At 69.4% G+C, this 14,307-nt stretch carries 12 protein-coding genes and 1 pseudogene; 12 read left to right on the top strand and 1 reads right to left on the bottom strand.

Translation table 11 applies throughout. The features are described 5' to 3' along the window. Positions 1-58: 58 nt before the first annotated feature. On the bottom strand, positions 59-1,591 hold the full coding sequence (locus VFH59_RS03860; protein WP_414655846.1) for a transglutaminase-like domain-containing protein: 1,533 nt from the start codon (positions 1,589-1,591) through the stop codon (positions 59-61). A 138-nt stretch (positions 1,592-1,729) separates the two neighbouring features. Here VFH59_RS03860 and VFH59_RS03855 point away from each other — a divergent pair, with 138 nt between their 5' ends. The 12 genes and pseudogenes from VFH59_RS03855 to VFH59_RS03800 all read left to right on the top strand — a co-directional run bounded on the left by VFH59_RS03855 (position 1,730) and on the right by VFH59_RS03800 (position 14,235). Beyond that, on the top strand, positions 1,730-2,881 hold the full coding sequence (locus VFH59_RS03855; RefSeq protein WP_325163566.1) for a DUF819 domain-containing protein: 1,152 nt from the start codon (positions 1,730-1,732) through the stop codon (positions 2,879-2,881). Between the two features lie 20 nt (positions 2,882-2,901). Then, positions 2,902-4,302 (top strand): SH3 domain-containing protein, encoded by a 1,401-nt coding sequence (locus tag VFH59_RS03850; protein ID WP_325163565.1) that lies wholly within the window; start codon positions 2,902-2,904, stop codon positions 4,300-4,302. Positions 4,303-4,399: 97 nt separating this feature from the next. Continuing rightward, complete coding sequence (locus tag VFH59_RS03845) at positions 4,400-5,497, top strand: dipeptide epimerase (protein WP_325163564.1); 1,098 nt, start codon at positions 4,400-4,402, stop codon at positions 5,495-5,497. Beyond that, a complete protein-coding gene (locus VFH59_RS03840; RefSeq protein WP_325163563.1) occupies positions 5,497-6,348 on the top strand; it encodes a MurR/RpiR family transcriptional regulator in 852 nt (283 codons plus the stop codon). Before VFH59_RS03845 ends, VFH59_RS03840 begins: the two co-directional genes overlap by 1 nt. A gap of 186 nt (positions 6,349-6,534) precedes the next feature. Next, on the top strand, positions 6,535-7,296 hold the full coding sequence (locus VFH59_RS03835) for a hypothetical protein (protein WP_325163562.1): 762 nt from the start codon (positions 6,535-6,537) through the stop codon (positions 7,294-7,296). Then, positions 7,293-8,564 (top strand): dicarboxylate/amino acid:cation symporter, encoded by a 1,272-nt coding sequence (locus tag VFH59_RS03830; protein WP_325163561.1) that lies wholly within the window; start codon positions 7,293-7,295, stop codon positions 8,562-8,564. Before VFH59_RS03835 ends, VFH59_RS03830 begins: the two co-directional genes overlap by 4 nt. A 74-nt stretch (positions 8,565-8,638) precedes the next feature. Continuing rightward, a pseudogene (locus VFH59_RS03825) lies at positions 8,639-9,688 on the top strand (NAD(P)/FAD-dependent oxidoreductase); the annotation flags it as partial. Positions 9,689-9,980: 292 nt separating this feature from the next. Beyond that, the gene (locus VFH59_RS03820; RefSeq protein ID WP_325163568.1) at positions 9,981-10,580 is read left to right on the top strand and encodes an aminodeoxychorismate/anthranilate synthase component II; all 600 of its coding nucleotides are present in this window, start codon (positions 9,981-9,983) and stop codon (positions 10,578-10,580) included. Continuing rightward, entirely contained in the window at positions 10,577-11,629 is a 1,053-nt protein-coding gene (trpD, locus tag VFH59_RS03815; protein ID WP_325163567.1) for an anthranilate phosphoribosyltransferase, read from the top strand. The genes VFH59_RS03820 and trpD overlap by 4 nt, the downstream gene beginning before the upstream one ends. Before the next feature lie 82 nt (positions 11,630-11,711). Then, the gene (gene trpC / locus VFH59_RS03810) at positions 11,712-12,506 is read left to right on the top strand and encodes an indole-3-glycerol phosphate synthase TrpC (RefSeq protein WP_325163560.1); all 795 of its coding nucleotides are present in this window, start codon (positions 11,712-11,714) and stop codon (positions 12,504-12,506) included. Positions 12,507-12,510: 4 nt separating this feature from the next. Further along, entirely contained in the window at positions 12,511-13,185 is a 675-nt protein-coding gene (locus tag VFH59_RS03805; RefSeq protein WP_325163559.1) for a haloacid dehalogenase-like hydrolase, read from the top strand. A 96-nt stretch (positions 13,186-13,281) separates the two neighbouring features. Beyond that, positions 13,282-14,235: a bifunctional helix-turn-helix transcriptional regulator/GNAT family N-acetyltransferase gene (locus VFH59_RS03800; protein ID WP_325163558.1), complete on the top strand. Its 954-nt coding sequence runs from the start codon at positions 13,282-13,284 to the stop codon at positions 14,233-14,235. Positions 14,236-14,307 lie beyond the last annotated feature (72 nt).

Here is a 14,307-nt window from a genome sequence, read left to right as displayed (position 1 = left end):
TTGGACGGCATGGACTGCCGGTTGGTGGTCGGACCCCGGGCAACCGCTTCTTCGTTCGTCATCGCCCTTGGGCGGGCGTGGCGGCGGTCGGCTTGGCCGGAGTGTTGCTGTCGTGCAGGAACTGCCAGTCGAAGTGGTAATCCCATTGGTTGAAGTACAGGTTGCCGCCGCGCCACTCGACCTCGCCGCGTTGCGAGTCGACCGTTTCGGAGCGCGGAAACTGCTTGGCCGGCACCAGCGGGCGGCTGTAGTCGTCGTTGAAGGCGATGCGGTAGGCGTCCAGGCCGCCCAGGTAGAACCAGCGCAGGCGCGGATCGTCGCCGGGCTTCGGCGCGAGCTGGCCGAAGGTCACGTCCACCGGCACCCAGCCGTAGGGGGCGAGGTAGAGCTGGCCCCAGTCGTGGATGTTGTCGTAGTCGCCGTCGGAGAACATCCAGCCGGACTGCCAGCGCGCCGGAATGCCGTTCAGGCGCAGCAGCGCGAGCAGCAACAGGGTCTGTTCACCGCAGTCGCCGTGGCCGGCGTGCAGGGTGTAGTCGCTGATGTTGCTGATCGTGGAGTACTCGCGCGCGCCGGCCCAGGGGATCGCGTCCACGGCGGCGAACAGCTTCTGCGCGATGCGGTAGGGGTTCTGCTCGTCGCCGACCACCTTGCGCGAAAACGTGCGCAGGTCGTCGGTGAAGACGATGTGCGGCGCGCGCTCCTGCACGAAGGGCTTCAGCTCCGGCGTGATCGTCGCCGGCACCACCTTGTCCGGGTCGATCGGGTGGACCTGCGCGCGCAGGGTCAGCTCGTAGGTGAGCTTGAACACGGTCGGTTGGCTGGCCTTCGCGGGCGCCTCCATGTAGGCGGTGCGCTGCAGCGTGTCCACCGGCGCGATGCGCGCGCCGGCCGGCTGGCTGGCGACGAAGCGGATGTCGTCCTGCTGGCCGGGAATCGCGCGCGGGTAGGGGATCCAGGCCTTGACCGTCTCGCCGGGCGGCACCGCGCCGGCGTGCACGGTGAGGGTCTGGGTCACGCGCACGCGCATCGGCAGCACGCCGGCCCTGCCGCCGGCGAGCGCCTCGCGCCAGGCCGCGCGGTGGTGGTCGTTGAGCGTCTCGTTCGGTCCGTCGGTGATCGGCGTCCGCACGGCGCGAAGGTCGCGCGCCTCGGCGCTCAGGCGGTAGAGGTTGGAGGGCGCGCGGTTGAAATAGAGCGTGCGGCCGTCGATCACCATGTGCTCGATCAGGCCGGCATGGTCCCAGCGCGTGAACTCGGCGTCGGTGAGGTCCGGCATCTGCTTGCGGATGCGCGCCTTGGCCTGGTCGGCGGTCAGCGTGAAGTCGAGCAGGATGCGGCGCATGCGCTCGCGCTGGAAGGTCAGCGCCTCGCGCGCCCGGGGCGTGAGCCCCGGCTGGGCCAGCGCTTTCGCGATGGCCTGGCGGGCGGTATCGAAGTGGCCGTGGTCGATTTGCGCGACGATGGCGGGCGGCGCGGGCGGCGGCAGGCTGGCCAGCACCGGCGTCGCGCAGCAGAGCAGGCCGGCCAGCACCGCACCTGCGCGCACACGACGGTGCGCCGGCGTGTGTCGGGCTTGCTTCGCTGGCACCTTCGTCATCGACAACGCCCCCGCCAGTTGGCATCAAGGCCTTGTGTAACACGCTTGCAAAAGGCGGTCAATAATTTATGCTTCGACTTAATGTGTGAGGAATGGCATATTCCTGACACGACGCACGAGGGGTAGCGCGTGATCCACACGGTATGGCCGTACCTGGCCGTGATGCTGCTGGCCGCCGGCCTGTTTCCGGCGCTGGAGCGGCGCACCGGCTGGCGCGTGTTCAACGTGCTGCCGCCGATCGTGCTGGTCTACCTGCTGGTGACCGCGCTGGCGGTGTCGGGGCTGTGGCAGGTCAACCAGGAGATCCGCGCCGCGCAGTCGACGCTGGTGTCGCACATGGTGCCGGCGCTGCTGTTCCTGCTGATGATCAATTGCGACCTGCGCGCGATCGTCGCGCTCGGGCCGCGCGTGCTCGGCGTGTTCGCCTGCACCTCGGTCAGCCTGTTCGTCGCCTTCCTGGCGACCTTCCTGCTCTACCACCGCTGGCTGCCGGGCGACGACTGGCACCCGCTGGCCGCGCTGTCGGGCAGCTGGGTGGGTGGCACCGCCAACATGATCGCGGTCAAGCAGGGCATCGGCATGTCCGACCAGCACCTGGCGATGAGCCTGCTCACCGATGCGCTCTGCTACTCGACGTGGGTAGTGGTGCTGTTTGCCGTGGCGCGGCTGGCGCCGGCATTCAACCGCTGGACGCGGGCGAGGTCCAGCGGCGACCTCGTCGTGGCCGAGGCGAAGCCGACCGGTCCGACCACTGCCGACACGGTCCTGCTCTGGCTGGGCATGGCGCTGCTGGCCGCGGCGCTGGCGCGCTGGGTGGCCGGCTACCTGCCGACCTCGACCATGGTCAGCGCCACCACCTGGACCATCCTGCTGTCCACCGGCGCGGGGCTGGTGGTGGCGCACACCCCGCTGGCGCGCTTCCCGGGCGCGGGGACGATCTCCGGTGCGCTGCTGATCAGCGTGGTGGCGGTGCTGGCCTCGCAGAGCAATTTCCACGGCATCGCGGCAGCGCCGCTGTACCTGCTCTGCGGCGCCACGGTCATCACCCTGCACGCGATCCTGCTGGTCGGCTTCGCCAAGCTGTTCCGCTTCGACCTGTTCCTGTGCGGGATCTCCTCGCTGGCGCACATCGGTGGCGTGGCGGCGGCGCCGATCCTGGCGGCGAGCTATTCGCGCGCGCGGGTGCCGGTCGGCATCCTGCTCGCGCTGCTGGGCTACATACTGGGCACCGGCTTCGGCCTGCTGGTGGCGTCGATCATGTCGGCCCTGGCGGGCTCCTGAAGGCCATGAGGATCACGACCATGCGAACCCTCCTTCCCTCGGCGCTGCTGGCCCTGCTGCTGGCCGTGCCGTCGCTGCATGCGCGCGAGCAGGCGTCGGCCCTGCCGGTCCCGCCTTCCGGCGTGCTGGGTGTCGGCGAGGCCCAGCTGACGCCACAGTTCTGGATCGGCCTGCAGCCGCAGCCGGACAAGGAGATCCTGACCCGCCAGCAGATCGAGAAGCAGAACGCCACGCTGTTCGCGCGCGACACTTCGATGCACGCGCTGCGCAAGCTGCCGGCCAGGCTGAGCGGCGCGCAGGTCCGCGGCTGGATCGAGGGCCTGGCCGATGCACCGGCCAAGCCGCTCTACGACGTGCACGGCAAGCCGGTCGCGGCCGCCACGGTGAAGGCCCTGGTCGATGCCCGTGCGCTCGACGCGATCCCGGCGACCCAGGCCACGCGCTACGGCCTGGTGGTGCACCGTGCCGCGCTGCGTACCTTCCCGACCACGCTGCGCGTGTTCAGCCATCCGGGTGATACCGACATCGACCGCTTCCAGGAAACGGCGGAGTTCCCCGGCACGCCGGTGGTGATCGCGCACGCCAGCCGCGACGGCCACTGGCTGTTCGTGGTCAGCCCGCGCTACGCCGCCTGGACCGAGGCGACCAACATCGCCGAGGGCAGCCGGGACGCGGTGTTCGGCTACGCCGACAAGACCCCCTACCGCATCGTCACCGGGGCCAAGGTGTACACGGTGTTCACCCGCGAGGCGCCGGCCGTCTCCCAGGTGGAACTGGACATGGGCACCCGCGTGCCGGTGCTCACCGACCTGCCCCCCGACCAGCCGGTCAACGGCCAGACACCCTACGCCGCACACGTGATCGAGCTGCCCGTGCGCAAGGGCGACGGCTCGCTCGCCTTCAGCCCCGCGCTGATCCAGAAGAATGCCGACACCGCCGCCGACTACCTGCCGCTGACCCCGCGCAACCTGATCACCCAGGCCTTCAAGTTCCTGGGCGAGCGCTACGGCTGGGGCCACGCCTACGACGGGCGCGACTGCTCCGGCTTCGTCTCCGACGTCTATCGTTCGATGGGGCTGCAGATGCCGCGCAACACTTCCAGCCAGGGCGTCAGCCCGGCGTTCGCCAAGCGGACCTTCAGCGGGGACAGCTCGCACGCGGAGCGCCTGCAGGCGGCGCAGGCATTGCAGCTCGGCGACCTGGTCTACATCCCCGGCCACGTGATGATGTCGCTCGGCCCATGGCAGGGGCAGCCGTGGGTGATCCACGACGTGCTGGGCATGAGCTACCGCACCGCCGACGGCGCGACCCGGCACGTCAAGCTCAATGCGGTCTCGGTGACGCCGCTGCTGCCGATGCTCTACGGCAAGGACTCCACTTTCATCGACCACATGACCAGCAACGTGCGCATGCGGCCCTAGCGGTCCCTGGGGCGGGCCCTGGCCCGCCGGACGTTTCCCGCGCAAGGGCCCGGTGGGTGCAAGCCCACCCTACGGACAACAGAAGACCCAAGACCCCATGAAGATCACAGACATCCAGTTCGGCATGCTGCGGGTGCCCTTGAAGACGCCCTTCAAGACCGCGTTGCGCACCGTCAACCAGGTGGAAGACATCGTGGTGATGGTGCACACCGACACCGGCCAGGTCGGCTACGGCGAAGCGCCGGCCACCGCGGTGATCACCGGCGACACGCACGGCTCGATCGTGGATGCGATCCGGCATTACATCTCCCCGCGCCTGATCGGCCAGGACATCGCCAACATCAACCGCCTCACCCACCTGGTCCAGGGCTCGATGGAGAAGAACTCCAGCGCCAAGGCGGCGGTGGAGATCGCGATCTACGACCTGTGGGGGCAGCTCTACAACGCGCCGCTGTACAAGCTGCTCGGCGGTGGCGACCCGGTGATCACCACCGACATCACCATCAGCGTGGATTACATCGACAAGATGGTGGCCGACTCGGTCGCGGCGGTGGAGCGCGGCTTCGAATCGCTCAAGATCAAGGTCGGCAAGGACATCGGCGTCGACATCGAGCGGGTCAAGGCGATCTACGCGGCGGTGGAAGGGCGCGCGCTGCTGCGCCTGGACGCCAACCAGGGCTGGACCGCCAAGCAGGCGGTCTACGCGCTGCAGACGCTGGAGGAGGCCGGGATCAAGCTGGAACTGGTCGAGCAGCCGGTGAAGGCGCGTGACTTGGAAGGCATGCGCTACGTCACCGAGCGCGTGCACACGCCGGTGATGGCCGACGAGAGCGTGTTCGGACCGATGGAGGTGATCGAGCTGATCCGCATGCGCGCGGCCGACATCATCAACATCAAGCTGATGAAGACCGGCGGCATCTCCAACGCCATCAAGATCGCCGACATCGCCCAGCTGCACGGCATCGACTGCATGATCGGCTGCATGCTGGAGACCTCGATCAGCGTGGCTGCTGCCGTACACGTGGCGGTGGCGCGGGCCGACGCGATCAGCAAGGTCGACCTGGACGGGCCTTCGCTGGCCCAGTTCAACCCGGTCGACGGTGGGGTAATCTTCAACGAATCGGAAATCTCCGTGACCGGCGCCCCAGGGCTGGGCATTCGCGAGATCAGGGGCCTGGAGAGGATCGACGACTGATGTCGCCGCTGGTCAAAATCCGTTCGGAACGCGACCAGATGTCGGCCGTGGAGCGGCGCATTGCCGACTTCATCCTGGAAAACGCGCACCTGCTGCGCGACTACTCCTCGCAGCAACTGGCCAACGCGCTGGGCATCAGCCAGTCCAGCGTGGTCAAGTTCACCCAGAAACTGGGCTTCAAGGGTTACCCGGACCTGAAGTACTCGGTCGGCGAGGCGATCGCCCGCGCCGACAACGGCGACGCGCCAGCGCTGGACCATGCGGGCGAGGGCGAGGAAGAAGGTCCCGGCGCACTGTGGCGGCGCAAGTCCGAGGCCGAGGAAGCCACCCGACTGATCAATCCGCCGCAGGTCATTCATGCCATCGCCACGGCGATCGAGCAGGCCGGGCGTGCGGGCAAGGTCTTCATCATCGGCCTGGGCGAGGACGACATCTATGCGCGCAACTTCGCGCTGCGGCTGTCGCTGCTGGGCATCCTCACCGTGCACAACTTCGACACCGCGCGGATGACCGCCAACGTCTCGGCCGCGGGCGCCGGCGACGTGCTGCTGGTGTTCTCCGAGCACGGCAACCACCCGGCGCTGTGCAAGATCGCGCGCTACTTCCGCGAGCGGCGCGGGCAGGTGATCACCGTGACCCGGCACACCGCCAACCCGCTGCGCGCGCTGTCCGACATCCAGCTGCTGGTGAGCGCGCACGACGAGCGGCCGTACATCCAGCCGCTGCTCTACCAGTCGGCACTGCAACACCTGCTCGACTGCGTGTTCGTGCTGCTGTGCGAAAGCCACGACGACCGCCATGCACAGTTGCTGGCCAACCTGGAGCGCATCCAGTTGATGCTGGAGCCGTGAGGTGGCCGTCCGGACGTTCCCTGAGCCGCTGCCGTTGAGCCCCTCTCCCCCCGAAGAGGGGTTGGGGAGAGGGTTCGGCCCGAGCGTGCACCACGCCCCGCCCGAACCCTCACCCGCCCCATCCTTGTTCAAGGACGGGGCAGCCTCTCCCGAGGGGAGAGGGAATCCACTGTGTGAGATCACCGCATGTCCAAAGCTCCTCTGCTCATCCTCGCCCTGATTTTCGCCAGTGGCGCCGCCGCGAAAGACGCATCCACCCCCTGGTCCGACGCGCGCCAGATGGTGGTGGTCACCACACCGGGCTGGAGCGTCAACCACGGCACCCTGCGCACGTACGAGCGCACCACCGCCGGCTGGAAGGAAGTCGGTGCGGCCGCCCCGGTCACCATCGGCAAGGCCGGCGCCGGCTGGGGGCTGGGCCTCAACCCGCCGCGCCACGACGGCCCGGTCAAGCACGAGGGCGACCTGCGCAGCCCCGCCGGCGTGTTCGACATCGGCGAGGCGTTCGGCTACGCCACCAAGGCCGACACTGCCATGCCCTACCGTGCGCTGAGCGCCACCGACTACTGCGTCGACGTCAGCGGCTCGCCGCAGTACAACCGCATCGTCGATGCCAAGGTCGTGGGCGAGCAGGCGGTCGAGGGTTCCACCGAGCCGATGCGCCGGGACATTCACGTCAATGGCGACCAGCGCTACCGGCAGGGCTTCGTGATCGAGCACAACCCGCAGCAGCGCCCGCAGGGCGGCAGCTGCATCTTCGCCCACCTGTGGAAGTCGCCGGTGGATGCCACGACCGGCTGCACCGCCATGGCGCCCCCGCTGATGCACCGCCTGCTGGGCTGGCTGCGTCCGGAGGCGCACCCGGTGTTCGTGCTGTTGCCCACGCCGGCATACGAAAAGCTGCAGGGGGCATGGCACCTGCCGGCGCTCGGGGACGCGGCTCGATGAGCCCCACCGCGCGCGTGCTGGGCGGTCTCGCGGCCGGCGCCATCCTCGGCCTGGCCCTGGCGGCATGGAATCCGCTCGTCGCCACGCAGGTGGCCGACGTGGTGCAGCCGATCGGCAAGCTCTGGCTCAATGCGCTGCAGATGACCGTGGTGCCGCTGGTGCTGGCGCTGGTGGTGGTAGGCGTCAACACGGCCACCGACGCGGCCGCCTCCGGGCGTATCGCGCGCCGGGCGATCGTCGTGTTCGTCCTGTTGCTGCTGCTGGGGGCGTTGTTCACCGCGGCAGCCGCGCCGGCGTTGTTCTCCCTGTTTCCGCACAACCCAGCGCTGCGCACCGCGCTGGACCACGCGGTGGTGAGCGGGGCCGCACAGGCCGCTCCGGTGAGCTGGGCCGCGTCATTGATTTCGATGATTCCCAGCAACGCCCTCATGGCAGCCGCGCAGAGCGCCATGGTGCCGCTGGTCGTATTCGCACTGTTCCTCGGCTTCGCGTTGACGCGCATCGCGCCGGCGCGGCGCGCCATGCTGGTGGAGTTCTTCCAGGCAATCGCCGACGCGATGATCGTGATCGTGCGCTGGGTGCTGTGGGTGGCGCCGCTGGGCGTGTTCGCACTGATCCTGGGCGTGTGCGCGCGTTCGGGGCTGGGCATGCTGAGCGCGCTGGGCGTGTACGTGCTGGCCGAGATCATCCTGTACCTGGCGGTGACCGCCATGATGTACGTGGTGGCGGTGGTCTGGGGCGGCGAGAAGCTGCGCCGCTTCGCCAGCGCGCTGCTGCCGCCGCAGGCGGTGGCGATCAGCACGCAGTCCTCGCTCGCCTCGCTGCCGGCGATGCTGGAAAGCGCCGAGCAGCGGCTGGGTTATCCCGGACAGGTCAATGCGCTGGTGCTGCCGATGGCGGTCACGCTGTGCCGTCTGACCAGCCCGGTGCAGTACCTGACCTCGGCCGCGTTCATCGCGTGGGCCTATGGCGTCGACCTTTCCGCCACCCAGCTGGTGGCCGGTGCCGTGCTGGCAGTGGTGATCAGCCTGGGCTCGGTGGGTCTGCCCGGTGCGGTCACCTTCGTCGCCACCAATCTTCCTGTGGCGCAGTCGATGGGCCTGCCGGTCGGACCACTGGGCCTGATGCTTGCGGTCGACACGCTGCCCGACGCTTTCGCCACCCTCGGCAACGTGACCGCCGACGTCACCGCCACGAGCGTGGTGGCGCGGCAATCGCGCGACGTCAGCGCCTCCCCCTGCGCGCAGGAGGAGGCCGGGAGGGGGTAGTCCACACCTTCGCGCGCGTTCCGACCAATCCCTCCCCGGCCCTCCCCTGCTTGCAGGGGAGGGCGCCATAGCAGATGAGCGCAAGCATGCAATCGATCGAAACCGATGTGATCGTGGTCGGTGCCGGCATGGCCGGGGCCTCGGTGGCCTACTTTCTCGCCCCGCATGCACGCGTGCTGGTGCTCGAGCGCGAGGCCTACGCGGGCATGCATTCCACCGGCCGTTCGGCGGCGTTGTTCAGCGAGACCTACGGATCGCCGCAGGTGCGCGCACTCACCCGCGCGACGCGGCCGTTCCTGGCCAACCCGCCGGAGGGATTCGCCAGCGCCCCCATCCTGACGCCGCGGGGCGCCACCGTGATCGGCACCGCCGCGGACGCCGACCGCGTGCGTGCCGAGTACGAGGCGATCCTGCCGTACACGCGCGACCTCGAACTGCACGATGCCGCCCGCCTGCGCGCAAGCGTGCCGGTGCTCAAGCCGGAAGCCGCGCAGATCGGCATGCACGAGCCGGGGGCCGCCGACATCGACGTCAACGAACTGCACCAGGGCTTCCTGCGCGGCCTGCGCGCGCGCGGTGGGCAGCTGCGCCTGAACGTGGCCATTCGCACCATCGAACGCACGGCGTCCGGTTGGGAGGTCGACGCGGGCGAGGCGGTCTATCGCGCGCCGCTGCTGCTCGACGCCGCCGGAGCATGGGCCGACCAGGTCGCCCGGATCGCCGGCGTCGCGCCGCTGGGCCTGCAGCCCAAGCGCCGCTCGGCGTTCGTGTTCGAGCCGCCCGCTGGCATGGACGTGCACCGCTGGCCGTTCGTCTGCGACATCGCCGAAACGTTCTACTTCAAGCCCGACGCCGGCCTGCTGCTGGGCTCGGCGGCCAACGCCGACCCGGTCGACCCGCACGACGTGCAGCCGGAGGAATACGACATCGCGCTCGGCATCCACGGCATCGAGCAGGCCACCACCATGGAGATCCGCCGCCCGACCCGCGCCTGGGCCGGCCTGCGCTCCTTCGTCGCCGATGGCGACCTGGTCGGTGGCTTCGCCCCCGATGCGCCGGGATTTTTCTGGGTCGCCGCCCAGGGCGGCTACGGCATCCAGACCAGCGCCGCGATGGGCGAGGCCTGCGCGAACCTGGCACTCGGACGGCCGTTGCCCGGGCACCTGGCGGACGCGGGCATTTCGGCAGCCATGCTCAGCCGGGTGCGACCGAGTCTGATGGCCACAGCGTCGGCTCCATGCGGAAGGCGACCTGCAACTGCGTGGGGCGGCGTTCGTAGCGGAAGCGGCGCGCCAGGCGGGAGTGCCGAAGGAAGCCTGTCTGGATTGTCCGAACCCCCCGGCCGCCGGATACACTGGGTGTTGGATTCGCCCGTGCCGTGCGGCGTGGGCAGGCTCTACGCAGAGGCTACCGCCCGTGCTTTTGATGATCGACAACTACGACAGCTTCACCTTCAACCTCGTCCAGTACCTGGGCGAGCTGGGGCAGGAGGTGAAGGTGGTGCGCAACGATGCGCTGAACGTTCCGGACATCCGCGCGCTCAAGCCCTCGCACATCATGATTTCGCCCGGGCCGGGCACGCCGGACGATGCGGGCGTGTCGCTGGGGGTATTGCGCGAGCTGGCGGGGGAGGTTCCGGTCTTCGGCGTGTGTCTCGGGCACCAGGCGATCGGGCAGGCGTTCGGCGGCAAGGTGGTCCGCGCCAAGCAGATAATGCATGGCAAGACCTCGCCGGTGCGTCACCGCGGGCAAGGCGTGTTTGCCGGCCTGCCCGATCCGTTCGAGGCCACGCGCTACCACTCGCTGGTGGTCGAGCAGGGTTCGCTGCCGGACTGTCTGGAAGTGACCGCGTGGACCGAGCATCCCGACGGCTCGCTGGACGAGATCATGGGCCTGCGCCACAGGACGCTGCCGATCGAGGGCGTGCAGTTCCACCCCGAGTCGATCCTGACGCAGTACGGCCACGACCTGCTGGCCAACTTCCTCGGCCTGCCGCGGCGGAAGCTCGCTGCATGAGCCCGCGCGAGATCTCGATCACGCCCCAGGAAGCGCTGCAGCGCACTATCGAGCACCGCGAGATCTTCCATGACGAGATGATCGCGCTGATGCGCCAGATCATGCGCGGCGAGGTGAGCCCGCTGATGACCGCGGCGATCATCACCGGCCTGCGCGTGAAGAAGGAAACCGTCGGCGAGATCACCGGTGCGGCGCGGGTGATGCGCGAGCTGTCGGCCAAGGTCGACGCCCCGGCGCATCCCCACTTCGTGGATATCGTCGGCACCGGTGGCGACGGTGCGTCGAGCTTCAACATATCCACCGCCTCGATGTTCGTCGCCGCGGCAGCCGGTGCGCGCGTGGCCAAGCACGGTGGGCGCAGCGTCTCCTCCAAGTCGGGCAGCGCGGACGTACTGGAGGCGCTGGGTGCGGTGATCGACCTCGATCCTTCGCAGGTCGCCCGGTGCATGGAGGAGACCGGGATCGGCTTCATGTTCGCGCCGAACCATCATCCGGCCATGAAGGTGGTCGCGCCGGTGCGCAGGGAAATGGGCGTGCGCACGCTGTTCAATATCCTGGGGCCGCTGACCAATCCGGCCGGCGCGCCGAACATCCTGATGGGCGTGTTCCATCCCGACCTGGTCGGCATCCAGGTGCGCGTGCTGCAGGCGCTTGGCGCGCGCCACGCGATGGTGGTGTGGGGCCGCGATGGCATGGACGAGATCTCGCTGGGCGCGGCTACACTGGTCGGCGAGCTGCGCGGCGGCGAAGTGCGCGAGTACGAGATCGAGCCGGAGGACTTCGGCCTGGCGATGGCCTCCAGCCGCAACCTGCGGGTGGAGAGCGTGGACGAATCGCGCGCCATGCTGCTGGATGCCTTGGGCGGCCGCCACGGCGTGGCGCACGACATCGTCTGCCTCAACGCCGGCGCGGCCCTCTATACCGCCGGCGTGGCGGGCGACATCGACGAGGGCATCGCGCTGGCGCGCCAGACCATCGCCAGCGGCGCCGCGCATGCGAAAATGATGGAATTCATCGCCGCGACGCGCAGGCTCGCGGGCCAGTCCTGAACGCACGCGTGCGCGAACGGCAGGCCCTGCTCGCCGCGACGTTGGCTTTTCGCGCACAGGTGCGCCCCTACCGTTCGACGCCATGACCGACATTCTTCAACGCATCCTCGCCCGCAAGGCCGAGGAGATCGCCGAGCGCGGCGCCACGCTGTCGCTGGCCGAACTTGCCTCGCGCATCGATGACCTGCCGCCCACCCGTGGCTTCGCTGCCGCCATGGAGGACAGGCTGGCCGCCGGGCTGCCGGCGGTGATCGCCGAGGTGAAGAAGGCCAGTCCGAGCAAGGGCGTGATCCGCGCCGACTTCGATCCGGCCGCGATCGCACGCAGCTACGCGGCCGGTGGCGCCACCTGCCTGTCGGTGCTGACCGACCGCGAGTTCTTCCAGGGCAGCGAGGACTACCTGAAGCAGGCGCGCGAGGCCTGCGCGCTGCCGCTGCTGCGCAAGGACTTCATCATCGACCCGTACCAGGTGTACGAGGCCCGCGCGATCGGCGCCGACTGCATCCTACTGATCGTCGCGGCGCTGGATGACGCGACGCTGCTGGAACTGTCGCTGCTTGCCGCCGAGCTCGACCTGGACGTGCTGTGCGAGGTGCACGATGCCGCGGAACTGGAGCGCGCGCTGGCGCTGCCCGTGCCGCTGATCGGCGTGAACAACCGCAACCTGCGCACGTTCGAGACCACGCTGGACACCTCGCTCGCGCTCAAGCCGCGCATGGCGGATGACGACCGCGTGCTGGTCGCCGAGTCGGGCATCCACACGCGCGAGGACGTGGCGCGCCTGCGCCAGGCGGGCATCCACGCCTTCCTGGTCGGCGAGGCGTTCATGCGGGCCGAGGATCCGGGCCAGGCGCTCGACCGGCTGTTCGCGGTCTGACGCGATGGATGGGCAGGAGATTGCAGCCGCTGGCGTACCGCCGGTCGTGCTGTTCGATTTCGACGGCGTGCTGACCCACGCCGACACCTACGAATTGTTCATCCGCGAGCGCTATGCCCGCTCGGTCGGGCGCCAGCTGCTCGCCTTGCTGGCACTGCCCTGGCTGATGCTGCTGTGGCCGCTGACCCGCCGGCTGCGGCGGCCGTTGGTGCACATCGCGCTGCTGGGGTTGGACGAGAGGCGCTATCGCGCCGCGGTCGACGCGTTCGCCGCGGAGCTGGTCCGGCGCCCAGGCCACTTCTGCCGCGACGGCGTGCGTGCGCTGCGTCGCCACCAGGCCGCTGGCGAGCGGGTGATCGTGGTGACCGGCTGCGAGCACACGCTGGTCGAGAGCCTGCTTGTCCAGCTGGGGCTCACCGGCGTGGAGCTGGTCGCCTCGCGAGTCAAGCCCGGCCCGTTCGGCCTGCGCCTGGCGCACCACAACATCGGCGCCGGCAAGCTCAAGGCGCTGACCACGCACGGTGTGCCCGCCTGGCAGCGTGCCTATGGCGACTCGCTGCATGACCTGCACATGCTCAAGGCCGCGGTCGAACCGGTGCTGGTCAACGGCACCCCGAAGCTGTGCAAGCGGATCGAGCGGGCGCTGGGACGGCCGCTCGAGCGGGTGGCCTGGCACTGATCCCCCGCGCGCTCGGCGCATGCCCAAGGGGCTTGCAAGGCCGCGCGTGGCGAAATACGTTAGTACTTACGTATTCCGTACTCGGCGGGCATTCGCATGTACCTGGCATCCCTTGGCAAGCTGGCGCTAGGCAGCCGGCTGAAGGCGCTCAGCGATCACTTTTACGGCGCGGCGGACGAGGTCTACCGGGCGCTCGGCGCCCCGATCGAGTCGCGCTGGCTGCCTGTGCTGCGCTACCTGTGGGACACGGGCCCGGGCACGGTGACGGAAGTGGCCCAGGCGATCGGCCAGACCCATTCGGCAGTGAGCCAGCTGACCGACAAGCTGGTGCGCGCCGGGATGGTGCGCCGCCGGCGCGACCCGGCCGACGGCCGGCGCACCGTATTGACGCTCACCGACAAGGCGCATGGCGCGCTGTCCGGCCTCGGGCCGATCTGGTGCGCCGTGCAACGGGGTGTCGGTACTTCGCTCGAAGCGCACGCCAGCCACCTGCTGGACGCCATTGCGGCATGCGAGCGCGCCTTGCGGGAGCGGCCGGTCGCCGAGGCCATCCTGGCCGAGCATGACGCCATCAGGACGGCGCCGCTGGAGATCGTGCCGTATGCACCGGCGCTGCGTGAACACTTCCACCGATTGAACGCGCAGTGGCTGGAACGGCACTTCCGCATCGAGGACATCGATCGCGCCGTGCTGGGCGACCCGGAGCGCTACATCCTGGAGCCGGGTGGCGCGATCTTCTTCGCCCGTCTTGGTGATGAGGTCATCGGCACCTGCGCGCTGCTGCAGGAATCGCCCGGCGCGTTCGAACTGACCAAGATGGGCGTGGACGAAACCTTCCGTGGCCTGGGTGCGGGCAAGCGCCTGCTCGAGGCCTGCATTGCCGAGTTCCACCGGCGCGGCGGGAAGACGTTGTTCCTGGAATCCAACAGCCGGCTGCAGACCGCGCTGCGGATGTACCAGAAGGCGGGCTTCGTGATGCAGCCGTCGGTGCGCGAGGGCTCGCACTACGAGCGGGCGGACGTCTACATGGTCTATCAGCGGGGCGAGTGAGCGCGGATCGCGCGGACGGCGGTTAGCCGCGCCTCCCGCCGGGCGGGAGGCGGCGGAGCATCAGCGGGTGCC

The sequence above is a fragment of the Frateuria sp. genome (assembly GCF_035695185.1).
Lineage (GTDB): Bacteria > Pseudomonadota > Gammaproteobacteria > Xanthomonadales > Rhodanobacteraceae > Frateuria_A.
Note: the sequence above shows the minus strand (reverse complement) of the source record. Positions and strands in the feature narration are given on the sequence as shown.

Coding starts and splice junctions, on each gene's coding strand:
- VFH59_RS03850 (WP_325163565.1), top strand. CDS start 2,902: ATGCGAACCCTCCTTCCCTCGGCGCTGCTGGCCCTGCTGCTGGCCGTG.
- VFH59_RS03845 (WP_325163564.1), top strand. CDS start 4,400: ATGAAGATCACAGACATCCAGTTCGGCATGCTGCGGGTGCCCTTGAAG.
- VFH59_RS03840 (WP_325163563.1), top strand. CDS start 5,497: ATGTCGCCGCTGGTCAAAATCCGTTCGGAACGCGACCAGATGTCGGCC.
- VFH59_RS03835 (WP_325163562.1), top strand. CDS start 6,535: ATGTCCAAAGCTCCTCTGCTCATCCTCGCCCTGATTTTCGCCAGTGGC.
- VFH59_RS03830 (WP_325163561.1), top strand. CDS start 7,293: ATGAGCCCCACCGCGCGCGTGCTGGGCGGTCTCGCGGCCGGCGCCATC.
- trpD (WP_325163567.1), top strand. CDS start 10,577: ATGAGCCCGCGCGAGATCTCGATCACGCCCCAGGAAGCGCTGCAGCGC.
- trpC (WP_325163560.1), top strand. CDS start 11,712: ATGACCGACATTCTTCAACGCATCCTCGCCCGCAAGGCCGAGGAGATC.
- VFH59_RS03805 (WP_325163559.1), top strand. CDS start 12,511: ATGGATGGGCAGGAGATTGCAGCCGCTGGCGTACCGCCGGTCGTGCTG.
- VFH59_RS03800 (WP_325163558.1), top strand. CDS start 13,282: ATGTACCTGGCATCCCTTGGCAAGCTGGCGCTAGGCAGCCGGCTGAAG.